Here is a 16,956-nt window from a genome sequence, read left to right on the forward strand (position 1 = left end):
GTTCGCACGGTGCGGGCCTTCAGTGGTCTATACCTGTATTGCCTTACTGCTGAGGGGCCGGCGGCGCCTGCGGGGGCTGCTGCTGCGGCCAGCCGGCGGGCGGAACGGGGCCGGGCGACTCGGGCTGACCGGGGTGACCGGGCTGGTGGGGCCGACCGGGGTGCCCCTCCTGCTGCGGCTGTGGCTGCCCCGGCTGCGCGGGCTGTTCCTGCTGCTGCCAGTACTGCCCCTGCGGGACGGGCTGAACCGGCTGCCCCGGCTGAACCGGTTGTCCGGGCTGAACCGGTTGTCCGGGCTGAACCGGCTGCTGCTGCCAGCCCTGTTGCTGCGGCGGGTAGGGCTGCTGCGGGTACGGGGGCTGCTGCGGGGGCTGTTGGCCGCCGTAAGGCTGCTGCGGCGGCTGGGCTCCCTGGGGCGCCTGCGGCCCCTGAGGCGGGTACGGCAGCTGGTGGCCGGGCATCGGCGGCGCGACGCGGGGAGGCGCGGCCTGGCCGCTGCCGGTCCACAACCCCTGTGCCTGCTGGGCGCGTTGGAAGTCCTCGGCGACCAGGGCTGAGAGGTTGAAGTACGCCTCACGGGTCTTCGGCCGCATCATGTCCAGGTCGACCTCGGCGCCCGCCGACAGGTGCTCGTCGAACGGCACCACGACGACCCCGCGGCAGCGGGTCTCGAAGTGCTGCACGATGTCGTCGACCTTGATCATCTTGCCGGTCTCGCGGACCCCGGAGATCACGGTGAGGGACCGCGCGACCAGCTCCGAATAGCCGTGTGCCGACAGCCAGTCGAGCGTGGTGCTCGCGCTGGACGCACCGTCGACGGACGGGGTGGAGACGATGATCAGCTGGTCGGCGAGGTCGAGCACCCCTCGCATCGCGCTGTAGAGCAGCCCCGTGCCGGAGTCGGTCAGGATGACCGGGTACTGCTTGCCCAGGACGTCGATCGCCCTGCGGTAGTCCTCGTCGTTGAATGTGGTGGAGACCGCGGGGTCCACGTCGTTGGCGATGATCTCCAGTCCGGAGGGCGCCTGCGAGGTGAACCGGCGGATGTCCATGTACGAGTTCAGGTGCGGGATCGCCTGGACCAGGTCACGGATGGTGGCACCGGTCTCGCGGCGGACCCGCCTGCCGAGCGTCCCCGCGTCGGGGTTGGCGTCGATCGCCAGGATCTTGTCCTGCCGTTCGGTCGCGAGCGTGGCGCCCAGGGCCGTCGTCGTGGTGGTCTTGCCGACGCCGCCCTTGAGGCTGATGACGGCGATCCGGTAGCAGGAGAGGACCGGCGTCCGGATGAGGTCGAGCTTGCGCTGCCGCTCGGCCTCCTCCTTCTTGCCGCCGATCTTGAAGCGCGAGGCGCCGGCCGGGCCGCTGCGGCTGCTCTTCGTCTTCTGCTTGTTGCGGATCAGCCGGTCGGACGACAGCTCGACGGCGGCCGTGTACCCGAGGGGCGCACCGGGAACGGAACGCTCCCGCTGATCGTGGGCGACGGGCTGCGGCCACGCGGCCCCGGTCCGGGGGTCGACCGGCGGGGACGGCGGCTGGGGCTGCTGGGGCTGTGCCTGCTGGGGGTCCTGAGCCTGCGGGGCCCGTGGTGCGGGCAGGTCGGTGCCCGGGGCGCCGGGCTGCGGGAAGCCGTAACCGGCTCCGTGCCGGGGCGGCTGGGGGCCCTGCTGCTGGGCCTGTGGCGGAGGCTGGGGGGTCTGCGGCTGCTGGGGCTGCTGCTGCGCGGGCAGATGAGGGGCCGGCTGCGGGAATCCGTAACCCGCGGGTCCCTGGGACGCCTGCTGCGGGAAGCCATAACCACCGGGGGGTGCCTGGGGCGGCAGCGGCTGCTGCGCTCCCTCCGGCGGCGGCCCCGGCTGCTGAGGGAACCCGTAACCGGCCGGCGGCTGCTGCGGCGCGGCGGGCTGCGGGAAGCCGTAACCGTCCTGTCCCTGCGGAGCCTGGGCGGGGAAAGGTGTGCCGGGCGTCTGCTGCTGCGGAGGCTGCGGGACAGCGGGCCCGGCGGGCCGCGGGAAGCCGTAACCGTCCTGCTCGCCGCCGGGCCGGCCGGACTGCGCGGGCCAGGAGGGCTGAGCGGTGGGCGCCGCCGGGTTCTCCGCGGCCGGAGCAGGCTGCGGAGCAGGCTGGGGCGGTCCCGGGTACGGCTGCGACTGATCGGGGGTCGGGGTGCGCGCCGGCCACTGCGGGGCCGCCGGCGGCGCGGCGGGCTGGAACGAGGGCGGCAGCGGCGGCAGTTCACTCTGCGGCGGCGCCTGGGGTGCGGGCGCCCACGGCTGTTGGGCGGGAGGCGCGTCCTGTGGCTCCGGGACCTGCGGCGGTACCGCGTCAGCGACCGCGTCGGCGGGCAGGGGCACGGCGTCGAAGGGCTCACCGGCGGGCCCGGTCACCGGTCCGGACGACGGGCCGTACGCGGGCCGGTCCGGAGCGGGCGCCGCGTTGTCCTGTGCGGCGGTCCTGGGGGCCTCGGTCCGCTCCCGTGCGGCCTTCGCCGCGGCTTCGAGCTTCTCGAACTCACGCTTGAGCGCGGCGGGGGAGAACTTCATGGTCGCCCCGCTCTCCACGTCGCCCCCGCCGAAAGCCTCGGCAGCCTTCCCGGACTCGTGCGCCGGCTCCTGCTCCGCAGCCGGTTCCGGCTCGCGCGCCGGCTCCTGCGCACGCTCCGGCTCCGGCTCGTGAAGGGCAGGTGCGGCAGGCTCAGCAGTGGAAGTGGAAGTGGAAGTGGAAGTGGAAGTGGACGCTGCCGTGGGGCCGGGCTCGTCGCCTCCGGTCGCGGACTCACCGGCGGGCTCAGGGCCGGATGCCGCATCCGCCCCTTCCTCGTCCCCGGGGTCGGCCGCGGAGGCGGACGCGGCAGCCATCGCTTCGGACCGCGACGCCAGCCACGATGCCGACCAGGATTCCGCCGCCGCCACGGGCTCCGGTGCGGATTCCTGCCCCTCCGGTGCCTCTTCGCGGGCTGATTCGCGGGCGGACTCGTGGGCTGACGACGCACCCCGCCCGGACCCCGCACCGGCGTCCGGCACCGACGAGTGTCCCGTCCCGGCCTCCGGCTCGTCCTTCTCCGCGGCAGGCGGCACCGACGGGCTCCAATTCGGCTGGAACCCTCCGGTCAGCGGCAGACCCGGCACGGCGGCGGGCCCGCCGACAGGGGCAGCCGGCTGCCCCTGAGGCGCCTGAGGTGCGGGCGGCGCAGGTGGCGTGGCCGGCGGCGGAGTGGGCGCGGGCCGCGGAGCGGGCGCTGCCGTCTCCGGTGCCTGGGCGTCCGACGCGTTCTGCGTGTACCAGGCGGGAGGGGTGTAGTCGATGGTGAACTCACCCGTCTCGGCGGGACCCGCGTCGGACTGATCGTCGACGGGTGTGTTCGGTCCCCCGCGAATCTCGTCCCGATCGCTGTTCACAATGCCTCCCGCTGGTGTGCTCGTGCACCCTCGTGCCGTAGTGGATGGGGGGCGACCGTTGTCGTCCGATCCGCCTGGCTCTCCCCGTGAGGACGCGAACAGCCCGCCTGCGGGTTCTGGTGCGCGTCCCGTCCCAGCCTAATCACCATTCGTACCGGGACGGCATGACGGAGTGCACCGTCGGAAGTGACCTTTACGTCAAGGGATGCCCGAAGGGGGCTCAGTTACGCCACATCGCATCAGCCATAACGGATGGAAGACGTCAAAAGCCTCCCAAAATCGGCCCCCTGCTCCGTGACGCCCCTGCTCCGTTACCCGGTCTGCTCCGCCGCGCTCGTGACCCCGCCGTTGTGCGGCGCCGGCTCCAGGTCGAATTCCCCGTCGCGCGCGCCCAGTACGAAGGCGCGCCACTCCGCTTCCGTGTACCGCAGCACCGTCCCGTGGTCGATGGACGACCGCATGGCCACGGCTCCGTCGGGCAGGTGCGCGATCTCGACCCGCTCCTCGTGCTCCGAGGTGCCCGGTGCGCCCTGCCACTCGACACCGGAGATATCGAGTGCGTAGAGCTCTTCCTTCTCGCGTTCCTTGCGGTCCTTGTCGACTGCCTCAGCCATGACTGCCCGGTCCCTTCACCACGTACGAACGAGCTGCCCGCTCACCCTACTTGGAAGGCCCGGTCCCGCTCACGGGTTCCGGACGACGTGGACCCGGCGGCGATCCGGGGGGACGGCGCGCCGCCGCGGTCACCGGCTGAGGAGCGTGATCGCCGTACAGGTGCCGCTCACCGCACCGACCGCCATCACCGTCACCGATACACAGCGCCTCTTCAACTGCTCGTAGCGCGCCGTGTACTCGCCGCGCAGTCCGGCGGCCCGGTCGGAGATCCGTACGAGCACCGCCCGGGAGACGGCGACCCGGTCGGCCGTGTAGACGCGCTCCACATCGTCCCGCTGTGCCGAAGTCAGCCAGGGCAGCTGAGCGGCGAAGCGGGACGCCTGCCGCCGGGCCTCCTCCACCTCCGCGCTCCACAGCAGATACCCCTCGATCCGCACGAGCCCGCGCGCGGTGTCCTCGTCGGTTGCCACGCCTTCTCCTCGCGGTGTCTTCTGCTGCGCTGCTGCTCTGCTGTCTTCCCGCCGGACCGGACGGCCGCCGGGGTGCTACTTGCCCCCGGTGCCGGCACCAGGGCCGCCGTCGGAGGAGGAGGCCGCCGCCGCGTGCCCCGCTGCGTCGAGGGCGTTGATCGCGGGGTAGTGGAGGTCGAAGGCCGGGCTCTCGGAGCGGATCCTCGGGAGGGTGGTGAAGTTGTGCCGGGGCGGCGGGCAGGACGTCGCCCATTCGAGCGAGCGGCCGTAGCCCCACGGGTCGTCGACCTCGACCTTCTTGCCGTACTTGGCGGTCTTCCAGACGTTGTAGAAGAACGGCAGCAGCGACAGCCCCAGCAGGAAGGAGCTGATGCTCGAAATGGTGTTCAGCGCGGTGAAGCCGTCAACGGCGAGGTAGTCCGCGTACCGCCGCGGCATGCCCTCCGCGCCCAGCCAGTGCTGCACCAGGAACGTCCCGTGGAAGCCCACGAACAGCGTCCAGAAGTTGATCTTGCCGAGTCGCTCGTCCAGCATCTTGCCCGTGAACTTCGGCCACCAGTAGTAGAACCCGGCGAACATCGCGAAGACCACGGTCCCGAACACCACGTAGTGGAAGTGCGCGACGACGAAGTACGAGTCGGAGACGTGGAAGTCCATCGGGGGCGAGGCCAGGATGACGCCGGTCAGACCACCGAAGAGGAACGTGACGAGGAAGCCGACGGCCCACAGCATCGGCGTCTCGAACGACAGCGAGCCGTGCCACATCGTGCCGATCCAGTTGAAGAACTTCACACCGGTCGGCACCGCGATCAGGAAGGTCATGAAGGAGAAGAACGGCAGGAGCACACCGCCGGTGACGTACATGTGGTGCGCCCACACCGTCACCGAGAGCCCCGCGATGGAGATCGTGGCGCCCACCAGGCCGATGTAGCCGAAGACCGGCTTGCGGGAGAACACCGGAATCACCTCGGTGACGATCCCGAAGAACGGCAGCGCGATGATGTACACCTCCGGATGCCCGAAGAACCAGAACAGGTGCTGCCACAGCAGGGCTCCGCCGTTGGCCGCGTCGAAGACATGGGCGCCGAACTTCCGGTCCGCCTCCAGCACGAGCAGCGCGGCGGCCAGCACGGGGAAGGCGAGCAGCACGAGTACGGCGGTCAGCAGTGCGTTCCACACGAAGATCGGCATCCGGAACATCGTCATGCCGGGGGCGCGCATGCAGATGATCGTGGTGATGAAGTTGACCGACCCGAGGATCGTGCCGAAGCCCTGGAAGGCCAGACCCATGATCCACAGGTCCGCGCCGAGCCCGGGGGAGCGGACCGTGCTGGTCAGCGGTGAGTAGGCGAACCAGCCGAAGTCGGCGGCCCCGTCCGGCGTGAGGAAGGCGCCCATCACGATCAGTGCGCCGAGCAGGTACAGCCAGTAGGCGAAGAGGTTGAGCCGGGGGAAGGCCACATCGGGCGCCCCGATCTGCAACGGCATGATCCAGTTGGTGAAGCCGATGAACAGCGGCGTCGCGAACATCAGCAGCATGATCGTGCCGTGCATCGTGAACGCCTGGTTGTACTGCTCGTTCGAAACGATCTGCGTACCCGGCCGCGCCAGCTCCGCGCGCATCAGCAGCGCCATGACGCCGCCGATGCAGAAGAAGGCGAACGATGTGACCAGGTACATCGTGCCGATCGTCTTGTGATCGGTCGTGGTCGCCCAGCTGACGATGACGCTTCCCGGACGCCTGGGGCGTGGCGGTACCTCGCTGTCGTACTCGTCATCGGACGTGGGTGAATCCTCGGTGGCCCTCGTCGTCACTGCGGTGCTCCTGCTGCTGTGGTCGCGCCCCGACGGGCTGGACAGCACAGGAGCATGGCGCAGCTCACGCCGGAGTGATCCGATGCGGTGTGGCGTGGCGCGCCGCTTGAGCCGTTCGGGTCCACAGGCGGGGGCCCGGGGCACGGGCCGCCGGGCTCGGAAAGGCTGATACGCTGTGTGACGACCGTCTGTGTACGCGTCTCCGGATGACCGGAGGCTGCGCCCAGCGGATCCTGCCTCCCGAGTTACGGAAGCTCCCCAGCGTATTCGACCTGGGGCACTCGGTGGCCTGAAGACTCACGAGGAGTATGCGTGTCGCTCGACGCCGCTACGAAGAAGCAGATCATGTCCGAGTTCGGCCAGAAGGAAGGCGACACCGGTTCCCCCGAGGTTCAGGTCGCCATGCTCTCGCGCCGCATCTCGGACCTGACTGAGCACCTCAAGATGCACAAGCACGACCACCACTCCCGCCGGGGTCTGCTGATCCTGGTCGGCCAGCGTCGCCGCCTTCTCCAGTACCTGGCCAAGAAGGACATCCAGCGCTTCCGTGCGCTGGTCGACCGCCTCGGCATCCGCCGCGGTGCGGCCGGCGGCGCCAAGTAAGAACGTTGCGCGAGGGAGCGGGCCCCATTTCCTGGGGACCGCTCCCTTTGCCGTACGCGCGGCTGCCGCACGTACGGCGGCTGTACGTGCGGAACCCGCACCGCGCTCAGTAATCTGGGTGTGCACGGCAGTACCGAACGCTGCAGTACCGAACGAGGGGAAGCGCCCTCCAGCCGCCGCCGGTCCTCGGTAGTGGCCCCCGGGAACATGTCCCGGGTGCTTCGATCGAAGACCGGCCCCGCAACCATGGAGCGCTTCTCCGCCCCGTTCCCCGCCACACGGGCTGGGGGACGAAAGACGACGAGTATGGAGAAAACGCTAGTGGAGAACGAGACCCACTACGCCGAGGCCGTTATCGACAACGGAACCTTCGGCACCCGCACCATCCGCTTCGAGACGGGCCGCCTCGCCAAGCAGGCCGCCGGCTCCGCCGTGGCGTACCTGGACGACGACACCATGGTGCTGTCGGCCACCACCGCTTCCAAGAAGCCCAAGGACCAGCTCGACTTCTTCCCCCTCACGGTGGACGTCGAGGAGCGGCAGTACGCGGCCGGCAAGATCCCCGGCTCCTTCTTCCGCCGCGAGGGCCGCCCCTCCGAGGACGCGATCCTCACCTGCCGCCTGATCGACCGGCCGCTGCGCCCCTCCTTCAAGAAGGGCCTGCGCAACGAGATCCAGATCGTCGAGACGATCATGGCGCTCAACCCCGACCACCTGTACGACGTGGTCGCGATCAACGCCGCATCGGCTTCCACGATCCTGGCGGGCCTGCCCTTCTCCGGCCCGATCGGCGCCACCCGCGTCGCCCTGATCAAGGGCCAGTGGGTCGCCTTCCCGACGCACACCGAGCTCGAGGACGCCGTCTTCGACATGGTCGTCGCGGGCCGTGTGCTCGAAGACGGTGACGTCGCGATCATGATGGTCGAGGCCGAGGCCACCGAGAAGACCATCCAGCTCGTCAAGGACGGCGCGGAGGCCCCGACCGAAGAGGTCGTCGCCGCCGGTCTCGAAGCCGCGAAGCCCTTCATCAAGGCGCTCTGCAAGGCTCAGTCGGACCTGGCGTCGAAGGCCGCCAAGCCCACCGGCGAGTTCCCGGTCTTCCTCGACTACCAGGACGACGTCCTGGAGGCGCTCACCGCCGCGGTCAGGCCCGAGCTCGCCAAGGCGCTCACCATCGCCGGCAAGCAGGAGCGCGAGGCCGAGCTGGACCGCGTCAAGGAGATCGCCGTCGAGAAGCTGCTCCCGAAGTTCGAGGGCCGCGAGAAGGAGATCTCCGGCGCGTACCGCGCGCTGACCAAGTCCGTCGTGCGCGAGCGCGTCATCAAGGACAAGGTCCGCATCGACGGCCGTGGCGTCACGGACATCCGTACGCTCGCCGCCGAGGTCGAGGCCATCCCGCGCGTGCACGGCTCGGCGCTCTTCGAGCGTGGCGAGACCCAGATCCTGGGCGTCACCACCCTCAACATGCTCCGCATGGAGCAGCAGCTGGACACCCTCTCCCCGGTGACCCGCAAGCGCTACATGCACAACTACAACTTCCCGCCGTACTCCGTCGGTGAGACCGGCCGCGTGGGCTCGCCCAAGCGCCGCGAGATCGGCCACGGAGCGCTCGCCGAGCGTGCCATCGTGCCGGTGCTGCCGACGCGCGAGGAGTTCCCCTACGCGATCCGCCAGGTCTCCGAGGCGCTGGGCTCCAACGGCTCGACGTCCATGGGCTCGGTCTGCGCCTCCACCATGTCCCTGCTGAACGCCGGTGTGCCCCTCAAGGCCGCCGTCGCCGGTATCGCCATGGGCCTCATCTCCCAGGAGATCGACGGCAAGACGCACTACGTCGCCCTCACCGACATCCTCGGTGCGGAGGACGCGTACGGCGACATGGACTTCAAGGTCGCCGGCACGAAGCAGTTCGTGACCGCGCTCCAGCTCGACACCAAGCTCGACGGCATCCCCGCCTCGGTCCTGGCCGCCGCGCTGAAGCAGGCCCGTGACGCACGCCTCCACATCCTCGACGTGATGAACGAGGCCATCGACGTCCCGGACGAGATGTCCCCGAACGCCCCGCGGATCATCACCGTCAAGATCCCGGTGGACAAGATCGGTGAGGTCATCGGCCCCAAGGGCAAGATGATCAACCAGATCCAGGAGGACACCGGCGCCGACATCACGATCGAGGACGACGGCACCATCTACATCGGTGCCCAGCAGGGCTCGCAGGCCGAGGCCGCGCGCGCCACGATCAACTCGATCGCCAACCCGACCATGCCGGAGGTCGGCGAGCGCTACCTGGGTACGGTCGTCAAGACCACCACCTTCGGCGCGTTCGTCTCGCTCATGCCGGGCAAGGACGGCCTGCTGCACATCTCGCAGATCCGCAAGCTCGCCGGTGGCAAGCGCGTGGAGAACGTCGAGGACGTGCTCGCGGTCGGCTCCAAGGTCCAGGTCGAGATCGGTGAGATCGACTCCCGCGGCAAGCTCTCCCTCGTCCCCGTCATCGAGGGCGAAGAGGACGAGAAGACGGACGACACCGACAAGTGACGTCCCGCAGTTCCGTGACGACGGCCCGCACCTCCCCGGAGGCGCGGGCCGTCGCCCGTACCCAGAGCCACCTCACGGACGAGAACGACAGCAGTGCATAAGGACGGAAACGTGAGCAACGCCGGAGCACAGTCCAGCGACGCGGTCCGCAGGACCATTCTCCCGGGCGGTCTGCGCATCGTCACCGAGACCGTCCCCTCGGTACGCTCGGCGACCTTCGGGATCTGGGCGAACGTGGGGTCCCGGGACGAGACGCCGTCCCTCAACGGTGCCACCCACTACCTGGAACACCTCCTCTTCAAGGGCACGGCCGAGCGCAGCGCCCTCGACATCTCCGCCGCGATCGACGCGGTCGGCGGAGAGATGAACGCCTTCACGGCGAAGGAGTACACCTGCTACTACGCACGGGTCCTGGACAGCGATCTGCCGCTGGCCATAGACGTCGTCTGCGACATGCTGACCGGCTCGCTGATCGCCGAGGACGACGTCGAGGCCGAGCGCGGCGTCATCCTCGAAGAGATCGCGATGACCGAGGACGACCCCGGTGACGTCGTGCACGACCTCTTCGCCCAGACGATGTTCGGCGACACGCCCCTCGGCCGCCCCGTGCTCGGCACCGTCGACACGGTCAACGGGCTCAGCCGCAGCCAGATCGCCCGCTTCTACAAGAAGCACTACGACCCGACGCACCTCGTCGTCGCCGCCGCGGGCAACATCGACCACGACACGGTGGTACGCCAGGTCAGCAAGGCGTTCGAGCGCGCGGGCGCCCTGTCCCGCACCGACGCCGTGCCGGTGGATCCGCGCACCGGCTCCCGCACCCTGCGTACCGCGGGCGGCGTCGACCTGCTCAACCGCAAGACCGAGCAGGCGCACATCGTCCTCGGCATGCCGGGCCTGGCCAGGACCGACGACCGGCGCTGGGCGCTCGGCGTTCTCAACGCGGCGCTCGGCGGCGGGATGAGCTCCCGGCTCTTCCAGGAGGTACGGGAGAAGCGCGGCCTCGCCTACAGCGTGTACTCGTACACCTCGGGCTTCGCCGACTGCGGGCTCTTCGGCGTCTACGCGGGCTGCCGCCCCAGCCAGGTCCACGACGTCCTGAAGATCTGCCGGGACGAACTCGACCGGGCCGCGGGCGCGGGGGTGACCGACGAGGAGATCCGCCGCGCGATCGGCCAGCTCGCCGGTTCCACGGTGCTCGGCATGGAGGACACCGGGGCCCTGATGAACCGCATCGGCAAGAGCGAGCTGTGCTGGGGCAGCCAGATGTCCGTCGACGAGATGCTGGAGCGGATCACCGCGGTCACCCCGGACGAGGTCCGCGCGGTGGCCCGCGACATATTGGGACAGCGGCCCTCGCTTTCGGTGATCGGACCGCTGAAGGACAAGCAGGCCGACCGCCTCCACGAAGCGGTGTCCTGAGCCGGTACGGCAGCCGGGCCGCCCGGCCCGGCTGCCGTACCGGCCGTGGGACGCGTCAGCCATGAAGTGTCAGTCGTGAGCGATGAAGGAAGAGCAAGCATGAGCAGCAAGCTGCGTGTCGCGGTCCTCGGCGCCCGGGGCCGTATCGGCTCCGAAGCCGTCCGGGCCGTCGACGCCGCCGACGACATGGAACTGGTCGCCGCACTCGGCCGCGGCGACGCGCTCGACGTACTCACCGCGTCGGGCGCCCAGGTCGCAGTGGACCTGACGCACCCCGACTCGGTGATGGACAATCTGGAGTTCTGCGTACGCCACGGCATCCACGGCGTCGTCGGCACCACGGGCTGGACCGACGCCCGCGTCGCGCAGCTCCGCTCCTGGCTCACCGCGTCCCCGCAGACCGGTGTCCTCATCGCCCCGAACTTCTCCATCGGGGCCGTGCTCACCATGACGTTCGCCCAGGCGGCAGCGCGCTTCTTCGAGTCCGTCGAGGTCATCGAGCTGCACCACCCGAACAAGGCCGACGCCCCCTCCGGCACCGCCCAGCGGACCGCCCAGCTGATCGCGGCGGCCCGCGAGAAGGCAGGCCGCGCACCGCAGCCGGACGCCACGAGCACGGCACTGGACGGTGCCCGCGGCGCCGACGTCGACGGCGTCCCGGTCCACTCCGTACGGCTGCGCGGCCTCCTGGCCCACCAGGAAGTGCTGCTCGGCGGCGAGGGCGAGACCCTCACCATCCGCCACGACTCCCTGCACCACAGCAGCTTCATGCCGGGCATCCTGCTCGGTACGCGCCGCGTGGTGACCACCCCCGGCCTCACCTTCGGCCTGGAACACTTCCTCGATCTGAGCTGACCCGATGCGCGCAAAGATCACCTACCTCGTCACGGCCGCCGTCCTGGTCTTCTACTTCGTCCTGGTCGGCAGCCGGGGCGTGCTGCTCATCCAGAACGGCACGCTGCTCACCGTCACCTTCGGCGTGGCCGTGCTGATCCTGCCGCTGATCGGCATCTGGTTCCTCTGGAAGAACACCCAGTTCGTCCAGCGGGCCAACCGGCTTGCCGCCGAGCTGGACGCCGAAGGCGGCCTGCCCGTCGACGAGTTGGTCCGTACCCCCGGCGGCCGTATCGACCGCGACTCCGCCGACGCCGTCTTCGTCCGCCGCAAGGAGGAGACCGAGGACAGCCCGGACGACTGGCGCTGCTGGTTCCGCCTGGCGGTCGCCTACCAGGACGCCAGGGACACCCCGCGCGCCCGCAAGGCGATGCAGCGGGCCATCGCCCTGCACGCGGGCAGGCCCGTCAGTATCTGACGGGCCTGCGGGTCGCCGGGGGCTGTGCCCGGCCCTGAAGCGTTCTCCCTCAGCCGAGCCGGTACTCCGCGCCCCACGCCTCGATCGTGTCCGCAGCGCGGTCGAACGCCTCGTGGCGCGCCAGGAAGTCGGCACTGTGGTCGGTGAGCAGCGGAGGGAGCTGCCGGCCGCCCTGCTGGACGAGCAGGAGCGCCTCGCCCTGCACGGTGCGGGGCAGACCGAGCCAGCGGACCGGCTGCTGCACCGTGCGTACGGCCGCGGTCCGGCTCCAGGGCACGGTGGCCGTCGTGAAGAAGCCCACGCGCCGGATGCCGTGCCTGCTCACCCAGGCGCCCATCCTCAGCAGCCGCACCGCGCAGACCACGGCCACGAGGCCGAGGGCGAGGGTGACGCCGGCACCCGACACCTCACCGGCGAAAGCGATGATCATCGCCGCCAGCAGGATGAATGACGCGAGCAGCAGAAGCAGAGCTGCCGCCCCGACCCGCCAGGGTCCCGGGCGGTAGGGGCGGCGCCACTGATCGTGGTCGTCGAACGGCAGCGCGACGTCGTCGGCATTCTCGGCGGCTGCGTCGAACGCGCGGTCGGCCGTCAGGAAAGGCAGGGGCACGACTGATCCTCACTCACAAGCACGCTCGATTGGCTGTGCCCGGTGAGGCTACCGATGAGATCATCGCCCGACCACCCCAGGGGTCCGGACGAGTCAGTGGTCGTGCGCCGCTTCCGACTGATGGGTCTGTGCGGGGGTCTGATCGGCGGCCAGAGCCGGCAGCCCGAACAGCAGCGAGCCTGCGAGGCCGGCTACGACGGTGAGACCGACCAGAGCACGTCCGGCGAGCTGGGACGCGGTGGGGCGTTGGCGGGGCGGTGGTTCGATGTTGCTACGGAAGCTGTCTGCGTCAGCGACGAATGCGAACGGGACGGCCTCTCGCCGGCGGAACATAGGGGCACTTCTCCTTGGATCACGATTTCTTCCGGTTCCACTCTGGTTCCACACATTCAGACGTTCAAAGCTGCCGATCGGTGCCCGGTTTCCCGGAATCCGCAGAACTTTTCTGCTGACGGTCCGTCCGGTCCGGGTCACCTGTGTCGCGCCGTAGAGTGGGCGCCGCCCGAGCGATGCAACTGGAAGGACCCGCCGGTGAGTGACACTCCCACCTCAGACCTGAAGCCGAGCTTCCGCAGCGACGTCACCGTCGAGCTGGTGAAGCACAGCGCGAGCGACTCCGACGTGCTGTGGGCGGCCCGAGTCTCCACGGCGGGTGAGCAGTCCCTCGAAGAGCTCCGGAAGGACCCGGAGCGCTCCAAGGGGCTCATCAATTACCTGATGCGGGACCGGCACGGCAGTCCCTTCGAGCACAACTCGATGACGTTCTTCATCAGCGCCCCGATCTTCGTCTTCCGTGAGTTCATGCGGCACCGCGTCGGCTGGTCGTACAACGAGGAATCCGGCCGCTACAGGGAGCTGGAGCCGGTCTTCTACGTGCCGGGCGAGTCCCGCAAGCTGGTGCAGCAGGGCAGGCCGGGCAAGTACGAGTTCGTCGACGGCACCGCGGCCCAGCAGGAGCTCACAGGCCGCGTCATGGAGGACTCCTACCGTCTGGCCTACGAGGCCTACCAGGAGATGCTGGCGGCAGGTGTGGCCCGCGAGGTGGCCAGGGCTGTGCTGCCCGTCGGCCTCTTCTCCTCGATGTACGCGACGTGCAACGCCCGGTCGCTGATGCACTTCCTCGGTCTGCGCACCCAGCACGAGCTGGCGAGGACGCCGTCCTTCCCGCAGCGGGAGATCGAGATGGTCGGCGAGCAGATGGAAGAGCACTGGAAGAACCTGATGCCGCTGACCCACGCGGCCTTCAATGCCAACGGCCGCGTCGCCCCATAAGGCATACACGTTCGACCGGACCGGCCGAGGTGTCCGTATTGCACCCTTTGGTGAAGTTCATCTAGGCTGATCAAAGGGACCCGGCACTGCTTGAACCCCCGAGCAGGCAGTGCCGGGCTCCGCAGCTCCCGTCCCCCGAGGGGACAGGGCGTACTGAGCAGCGAGTAGCGTGGTACCCATGGCTCCGATCTCCACTCCGCAGACCCCCTTCGGGCGGGTCCTCACCGCCATGGTCACGCCCTTCACGGCGGACGGCGCGCTCGACATCGACGGCGCGCAGCGGCTCGCCACCCATCTGGTGGAAGCAGGCAACGACGGCCTGGTGGTCAACGGCACCACCGGCGAGTCCCCGACCACCAGCGACGCGGAGAAAACCGACCTCGTGCGGGCGGTACGGGAGGCAGTCGGAGACCGTGCTCACGTCATCGCGGGCGTGGGCACCAACGACACCCGGCACAGCCTGGAGCTGGCACGCGCGGCCGAGAGCGCGGGCGCGCACGGCCTGCTCGCGGTGACGCCGTACTACAACAAGCCGCCCCAGGAGGGCCTGCTCCGCCACTTCACCGCGATCGCGGACTCCACCGGGCTGCCCGTCATGCTGTACGACATCCCCGGCCGCAGCGGTGTGCCGATCAACACCGAGACGATCGTCCGGCTGGCCGAGCACCCGCGCATCGTGGCCAACAAGGACGCCAAGGGCGATCTCGGCCGCGCCAGCTGGGCCATCGCGCGCAGCGGCCTGGCCTGGTACTCGGGCGACGACATGCTGAACCTGCCGCTCTTCTCGGTGGGCGCGTGCGGATTCGTCTCCGTCGTCGGCCACCTCGTCACCCCTGAGCTGCGCGCCCTGCTGGAGGCTTACCTGGCGGGCGACGTGCAGAAGGCGACCGAGATCCACCAGCGGCTGCTGCCGGTCTTCACGGGCATGTTCCGGACGCAGGGAGTGATCACGACCAAGGCCGCTCTGAGCCTGCAGGGCCTGCCCGCCGGGCCGCTCCGGCTCCCGCTGGTGGAACTTGCCCCTGAGGAAACGGCCCAGCTCAAGATCGATCTTGGTGCCGGCGGGGTAGAACTTTAAACACGGACTTCACAACTGAATACGCAAGATCACTCTGACAACTGCAAGTGCACGAATCATGCGCGCCACGTGCCTCAGGTACGTGGCGCGTGTGGTGAGGAGAGTCTTTTGAGTCATCCGCATCCTGAACTCGGCGCACCGCCGAAGCTTCCGAAGAACGGCCTGCGCGTCACTCCGCTGGGCGGTCTCGGTGAGATCGGCCGGAACATGACGGTCTTCGAATACGGAGGCCGGCTGCTGATCGTCGACTGCGGCGTGCTCTTCCCCGAGGAGGAGCAGCCGGGCATCGACCTGATCCTGCCCGATTTCACCACCATCAAGGACCGCCTCGACGAGGTCGAGGGCATCGTGCTCACGCACGGCCACGAGGACCACATCGGCGGTGTGCCCTACCTGCTCCGGCTGAAGCCGGACATCCCGCTGATCGGTTCCAAGCTGACCCTGGCGCTCATCGAGGCGAAGCTCCAGGAACACCGGATCCGCCCGTACACCCTCGAAGTGACCGAGGGCCAGCGCGAGCGCATCGGCGTCTTCGACTGTGAGTTCATCGCGGTCAACCACTCCATCCCCGACGCCCTCGCGGTCGCGATCCGCACCCCCGCGGGCATGGCCGTCGCCACCGGCGACTTCAAGATGGACCAGCTGCCGCTGGACGGCCGCCTCACCGACCTGCACGCTTTCGCGCGGCTGAGCGAAGAGGGCATCGACCTTCTCCTCTCGGACTCCACGAACGCCGAGGTCCCCGGCTTCGTGCCGCCCGAGCGCGACATCTCCAACGTCCTGCGTACGGTCTTCGCGAACGCCCAGAAGCGCATCATCGTGGCGAGCTTCGCCAGCCATGTGCACCGCATCCAGCAGATCCTCGACGCGGCGCACGAGTACGGGCGCCGCGTGGCGTTCGTCGGCCGGTCGATGGTCCGGAACATGGGTATCGCCCGTGACCTGGGCTACCTCAAGGTCCCCGCGGGCCTGGTGGTGGACGTCAAGACGCTCGACGACCTTCCGGACGACGAGGTCGTGCTGGTCTGCACCGGGTCCCAGGGCGAGCCGATGGCCGCCCTCTCCCGGATGGCCAACCGCGACCACCAGATCCGCATCGTCCAGGGCGACACCGTGATCCTGGCCTCGTCGCTCATCCCGGGCAACGAGAACGCGGTCTACCGGGTCATCAACGGGCTCAGCCGCTGGGGAGCCGACGTCGTCCACAAGGGCAACGCGAAGGTCCACGTCTCGGGCCACGCCTCGGCCGGCGAGTTGCTGTACTTCTACAACATCTGCCGCCCGAAGAACCTGATGCCGGTGCACGGCGAATGGCGCCATCTGCGCGCCAACGCGGAGCTCGGCGCGAAGACGGGTGTTCCGAAGGATCACATCGTCATCGCCGAGGACGGCGTGGTGGTCGACCTGGTCGACGGCAAGGCGAGAATCGTCGGCAAGGTCCAGGCGGGCTATGTGTACGTCGACGGCCTCTCGGTCGGCGATGTCACGGAGACCCACCTCAAGGACCGCCGCATCCTCGGTGACGAGGGCATCATCTCGGTCTTCATCGTGGTCGACAGCTCCAGCGGCAAGATCGTGGGCGGTCCCCACATCCAGGCCAGGGGCTCCGGCATCGACGACGGTGCGTTCAGTGCCGTCGTGCCGAAGATCGAGGACGCCCTGAACAAGTCGGCGCAGGACGGCGTGCTGGAGCCGCACCAGCTCCAGCAGCTGATCCGTCGCACGGTGGGCAAGTGGGTCTCGGACGGCTATCGCAGGCGCCCGATGATCCTTCCCGTCGTCGTCGAGGTCTGACAGTCGTACGCACGGAACCGGAGCGGGGCCCCCGAT

Annotated in this window: 14 protein-coding genes; 8 read left to right on the top strand and 6 right to left on the bottom strand. The window is 69.4% G+C overall.

The genetic code is table 11. The features are described 5' to 3' along the window. Positions 1 to 43: 43 nt before the first annotated feature. The 4 genes from OG917_RS25585 to ctaD all read right to left on the bottom strand — a co-directional run bounded on the left by OG917_RS25585 (position 44) and on the right by ctaD (position 6,294). Entirely contained in the window at positions 44 to 3,394 is a 3,351-nt protein-coding gene (locus OG917_RS25585; protein ID WP_328319951.1) for an SCO5717 family growth-regulating ATPase, read from the bottom strand. 311 nt (positions 3,395 to 3,705) lie between these two features. Beyond that, positions 3,706 to 4,008, bottom strand: a complete 303-nt coding sequence (locus OG917_RS25590; RefSeq protein ID WP_328319953.1) for a DUF397 domain-containing protein — start codon at positions 4,006 to 4,008, stop codon at positions 3,706 to 3,708. Between the two features lie 129 nt (positions 4,009 to 4,137). Further along, positions 4,138 to 4,479 (bottom strand): hypothetical protein, encoded by a 342-nt coding sequence (locus OG917_RS25595; RefSeq protein ID WP_328319954.1) that lies wholly within the window; start codon positions 4,477 to 4,479, stop codon positions 4,138 to 4,140. Between the two features lie 75 nt (positions 4,480 to 4,554). Beyond that, on the bottom strand, positions 4,555 to 6,294 hold the full coding sequence (gene ctaD / locus OG917_RS25600; RefSeq protein WP_328319955.1) for an aa3-type cytochrome oxidase subunit I: 1,740 nt from the start codon (positions 6,292 to 6,294) through the stop codon (positions 4,555 to 4,557). 312 nt (positions 6,295 to 6,606) lie between these two features. Between ctaD and rpsO the strand changes: the two genes are divergently transcribed. From rpsO to OG917_RS25625, 5 genes are all read left to right on the top strand, one after another. Then, the gene (gene rpsO / locus OG917_RS25605; protein WP_328319956.1) at positions 6,607 to 6,897 is read left to right on the top strand and encodes a 30S ribosomal protein S15; all 291 of its coding nucleotides are present in this window, start codon (positions 6,607 to 6,609) and stop codon (positions 6,895 to 6,897) included. A 321-nt stretch (positions 6,898 to 7,218) separates the two neighbouring features. Further along, the gene (locus tag OG917_RS25610) at positions 7,219 to 9,432 is read left to right on the top strand and encodes a polyribonucleotide nucleotidyltransferase (RefSeq protein WP_328322178.1); all 2,214 of its coding nucleotides are present in this window, start codon (positions 7,219 to 7,221) and stop codon (positions 9,430 to 9,432) included. Positions 9,433 to 9,525: 93 nt separating this feature from the next. Then, positions 9,526 to 10,854 carry a M16 family metallopeptidase gene (locus tag OG917_RS25615; protein ID WP_443059013.1) on the top strand — a complete coding sequence of 443 codons (1,329 nt, stop codon included), beginning with the start codon at positions 9,526 to 9,528 and terminating at the stop codon, positions 10,852 to 10,854. A 99-nt stretch (positions 10,855 to 10,953) separates the two neighbouring features. Beyond that, positions 10,954 to 11,709 (top strand): 4-hydroxy-tetrahydrodipicolinate reductase, encoded by a 756-nt coding sequence (dapB, locus tag OG917_RS25620; RefSeq protein ID WP_328319957.1) that lies wholly within the window; start codon positions 10,954 to 10,956, stop codon positions 11,707 to 11,709. A 4-nt stretch (positions 11,710 to 11,713) separates the two neighbouring features. After that, the gene (locus OG917_RS25625; protein WP_328319959.1) at positions 11,714 to 12,166 is read left to right on the top strand and encodes a tetratricopeptide repeat protein; all 453 of its coding nucleotides are present in this window, start codon (positions 11,714 to 11,716) and stop codon (positions 12,164 to 12,166) included. A gap of 49 nt (positions 12,167 to 12,215) precedes the next feature. On the opposite strand, the gene OG917_RS25630 is transcribed toward OG917_RS25625, so the two are convergent. Beyond that, positions 12,216 to 12,776, bottom strand: a complete 561-nt coding sequence (locus OG917_RS25630) for a hypothetical protein (RefSeq protein WP_328319960.1) — start codon at positions 12,774 to 12,776, stop codon at positions 12,216 to 12,218. Positions 12,777 to 12,869: 93 nt separating this feature from the next. Continuing rightward, positions 12,870 to 13,109 (bottom strand): hypothetical protein, encoded by a 240-nt coding sequence (locus OG917_RS25635; protein ID WP_328319961.1) that lies wholly within the window; start codon positions 13,107 to 13,109, stop codon positions 12,870 to 12,872. A gap of 198 nt (positions 13,110 to 13,307) precedes the next feature. On the opposite strand from OG917_RS25635, the gene thyX reads away from it, so the two are divergent. The 3 genes from thyX (at position 13,308) to OG917_RS25650 (ending at position 16,920) form a co-directional block, all read left to right on the top strand. Next, positions 13,308 to 14,048 (top strand): FAD-dependent thymidylate synthase, encoded by a 741-nt coding sequence (gene thyX, locus OG917_RS25640; protein WP_328319962.1) that lies wholly within the window; start codon positions 13,308 to 13,310, stop codon positions 14,046 to 14,048. 178 nt (positions 14,049 to 14,226) lie between these two features. After that, positions 14,227 to 15,126 (top strand): 4-hydroxy-tetrahydrodipicolinate synthase, encoded by a 900-nt coding sequence (gene dapA / locus OG917_RS25645; RefSeq protein WP_328319963.1) that lies wholly within the window; start codon positions 14,227 to 14,229, stop codon positions 15,124 to 15,126. A gap of 108 nt (positions 15,127 to 15,234) precedes the next feature. Continuing rightward, positions 15,235 to 16,920 carry a ribonuclease J gene (locus OG917_RS25650; protein WP_328319964.1) on the top strand — a complete coding sequence of 562 codons (1,686 nt, stop codon included), beginning with the start codon at positions 15,235 to 15,237 and terminating at the stop codon, positions 16,918 to 16,920. Positions 16,921 to 16,956 lie beyond the last annotated feature (36 nt).

It is taken from the genome of Streptomyces sp. NBC_00388, assembly GCF_036061255.1.
In the GTDB taxonomy this organism is placed as follows: domain Bacteria; phylum Actinomycetota; class Actinomycetes; order Streptomycetales; family Streptomycetaceae; genus Streptomyces.

Bases quoted from the DNA above. Each gene is read 5' to 3' on its own strand.
- OG917_RS25590 (WP_328319953.1), bottom strand. From the start codon at position 4,008: ATGGCTGAGGCAGTCGACAAGGACCGCAAGGAACGCGAGAAGGAAGAG.
- dapB (WP_328319957.1), top strand. From the start codon at position 10,954: ATGAGCAGCAAGCTGCGTGTCGCGGTCCTCGGCGCCCGGGGCCGTATC.
- OG917_RS25625 (WP_328319959.1), top strand. From the start codon at position 11,714: ATGCGCGCAAAGATCACCTACCTCGTCACGGCCGCCGTCCTGGTCTTC.
- OG917_RS25635 (WP_328319961.1), bottom strand. From the start codon at position 13,109: ATGTTCCGCCGGCGAGAGGCCGTCCCGTTCGCATTCGTCGCTGACGCA.
- dapA (WP_328319963.1), top strand. From the start codon at position 14,227: ATGGCTCCGATCTCCACTCCGCAGACCCCCTTCGGGCGGGTCCTCACC.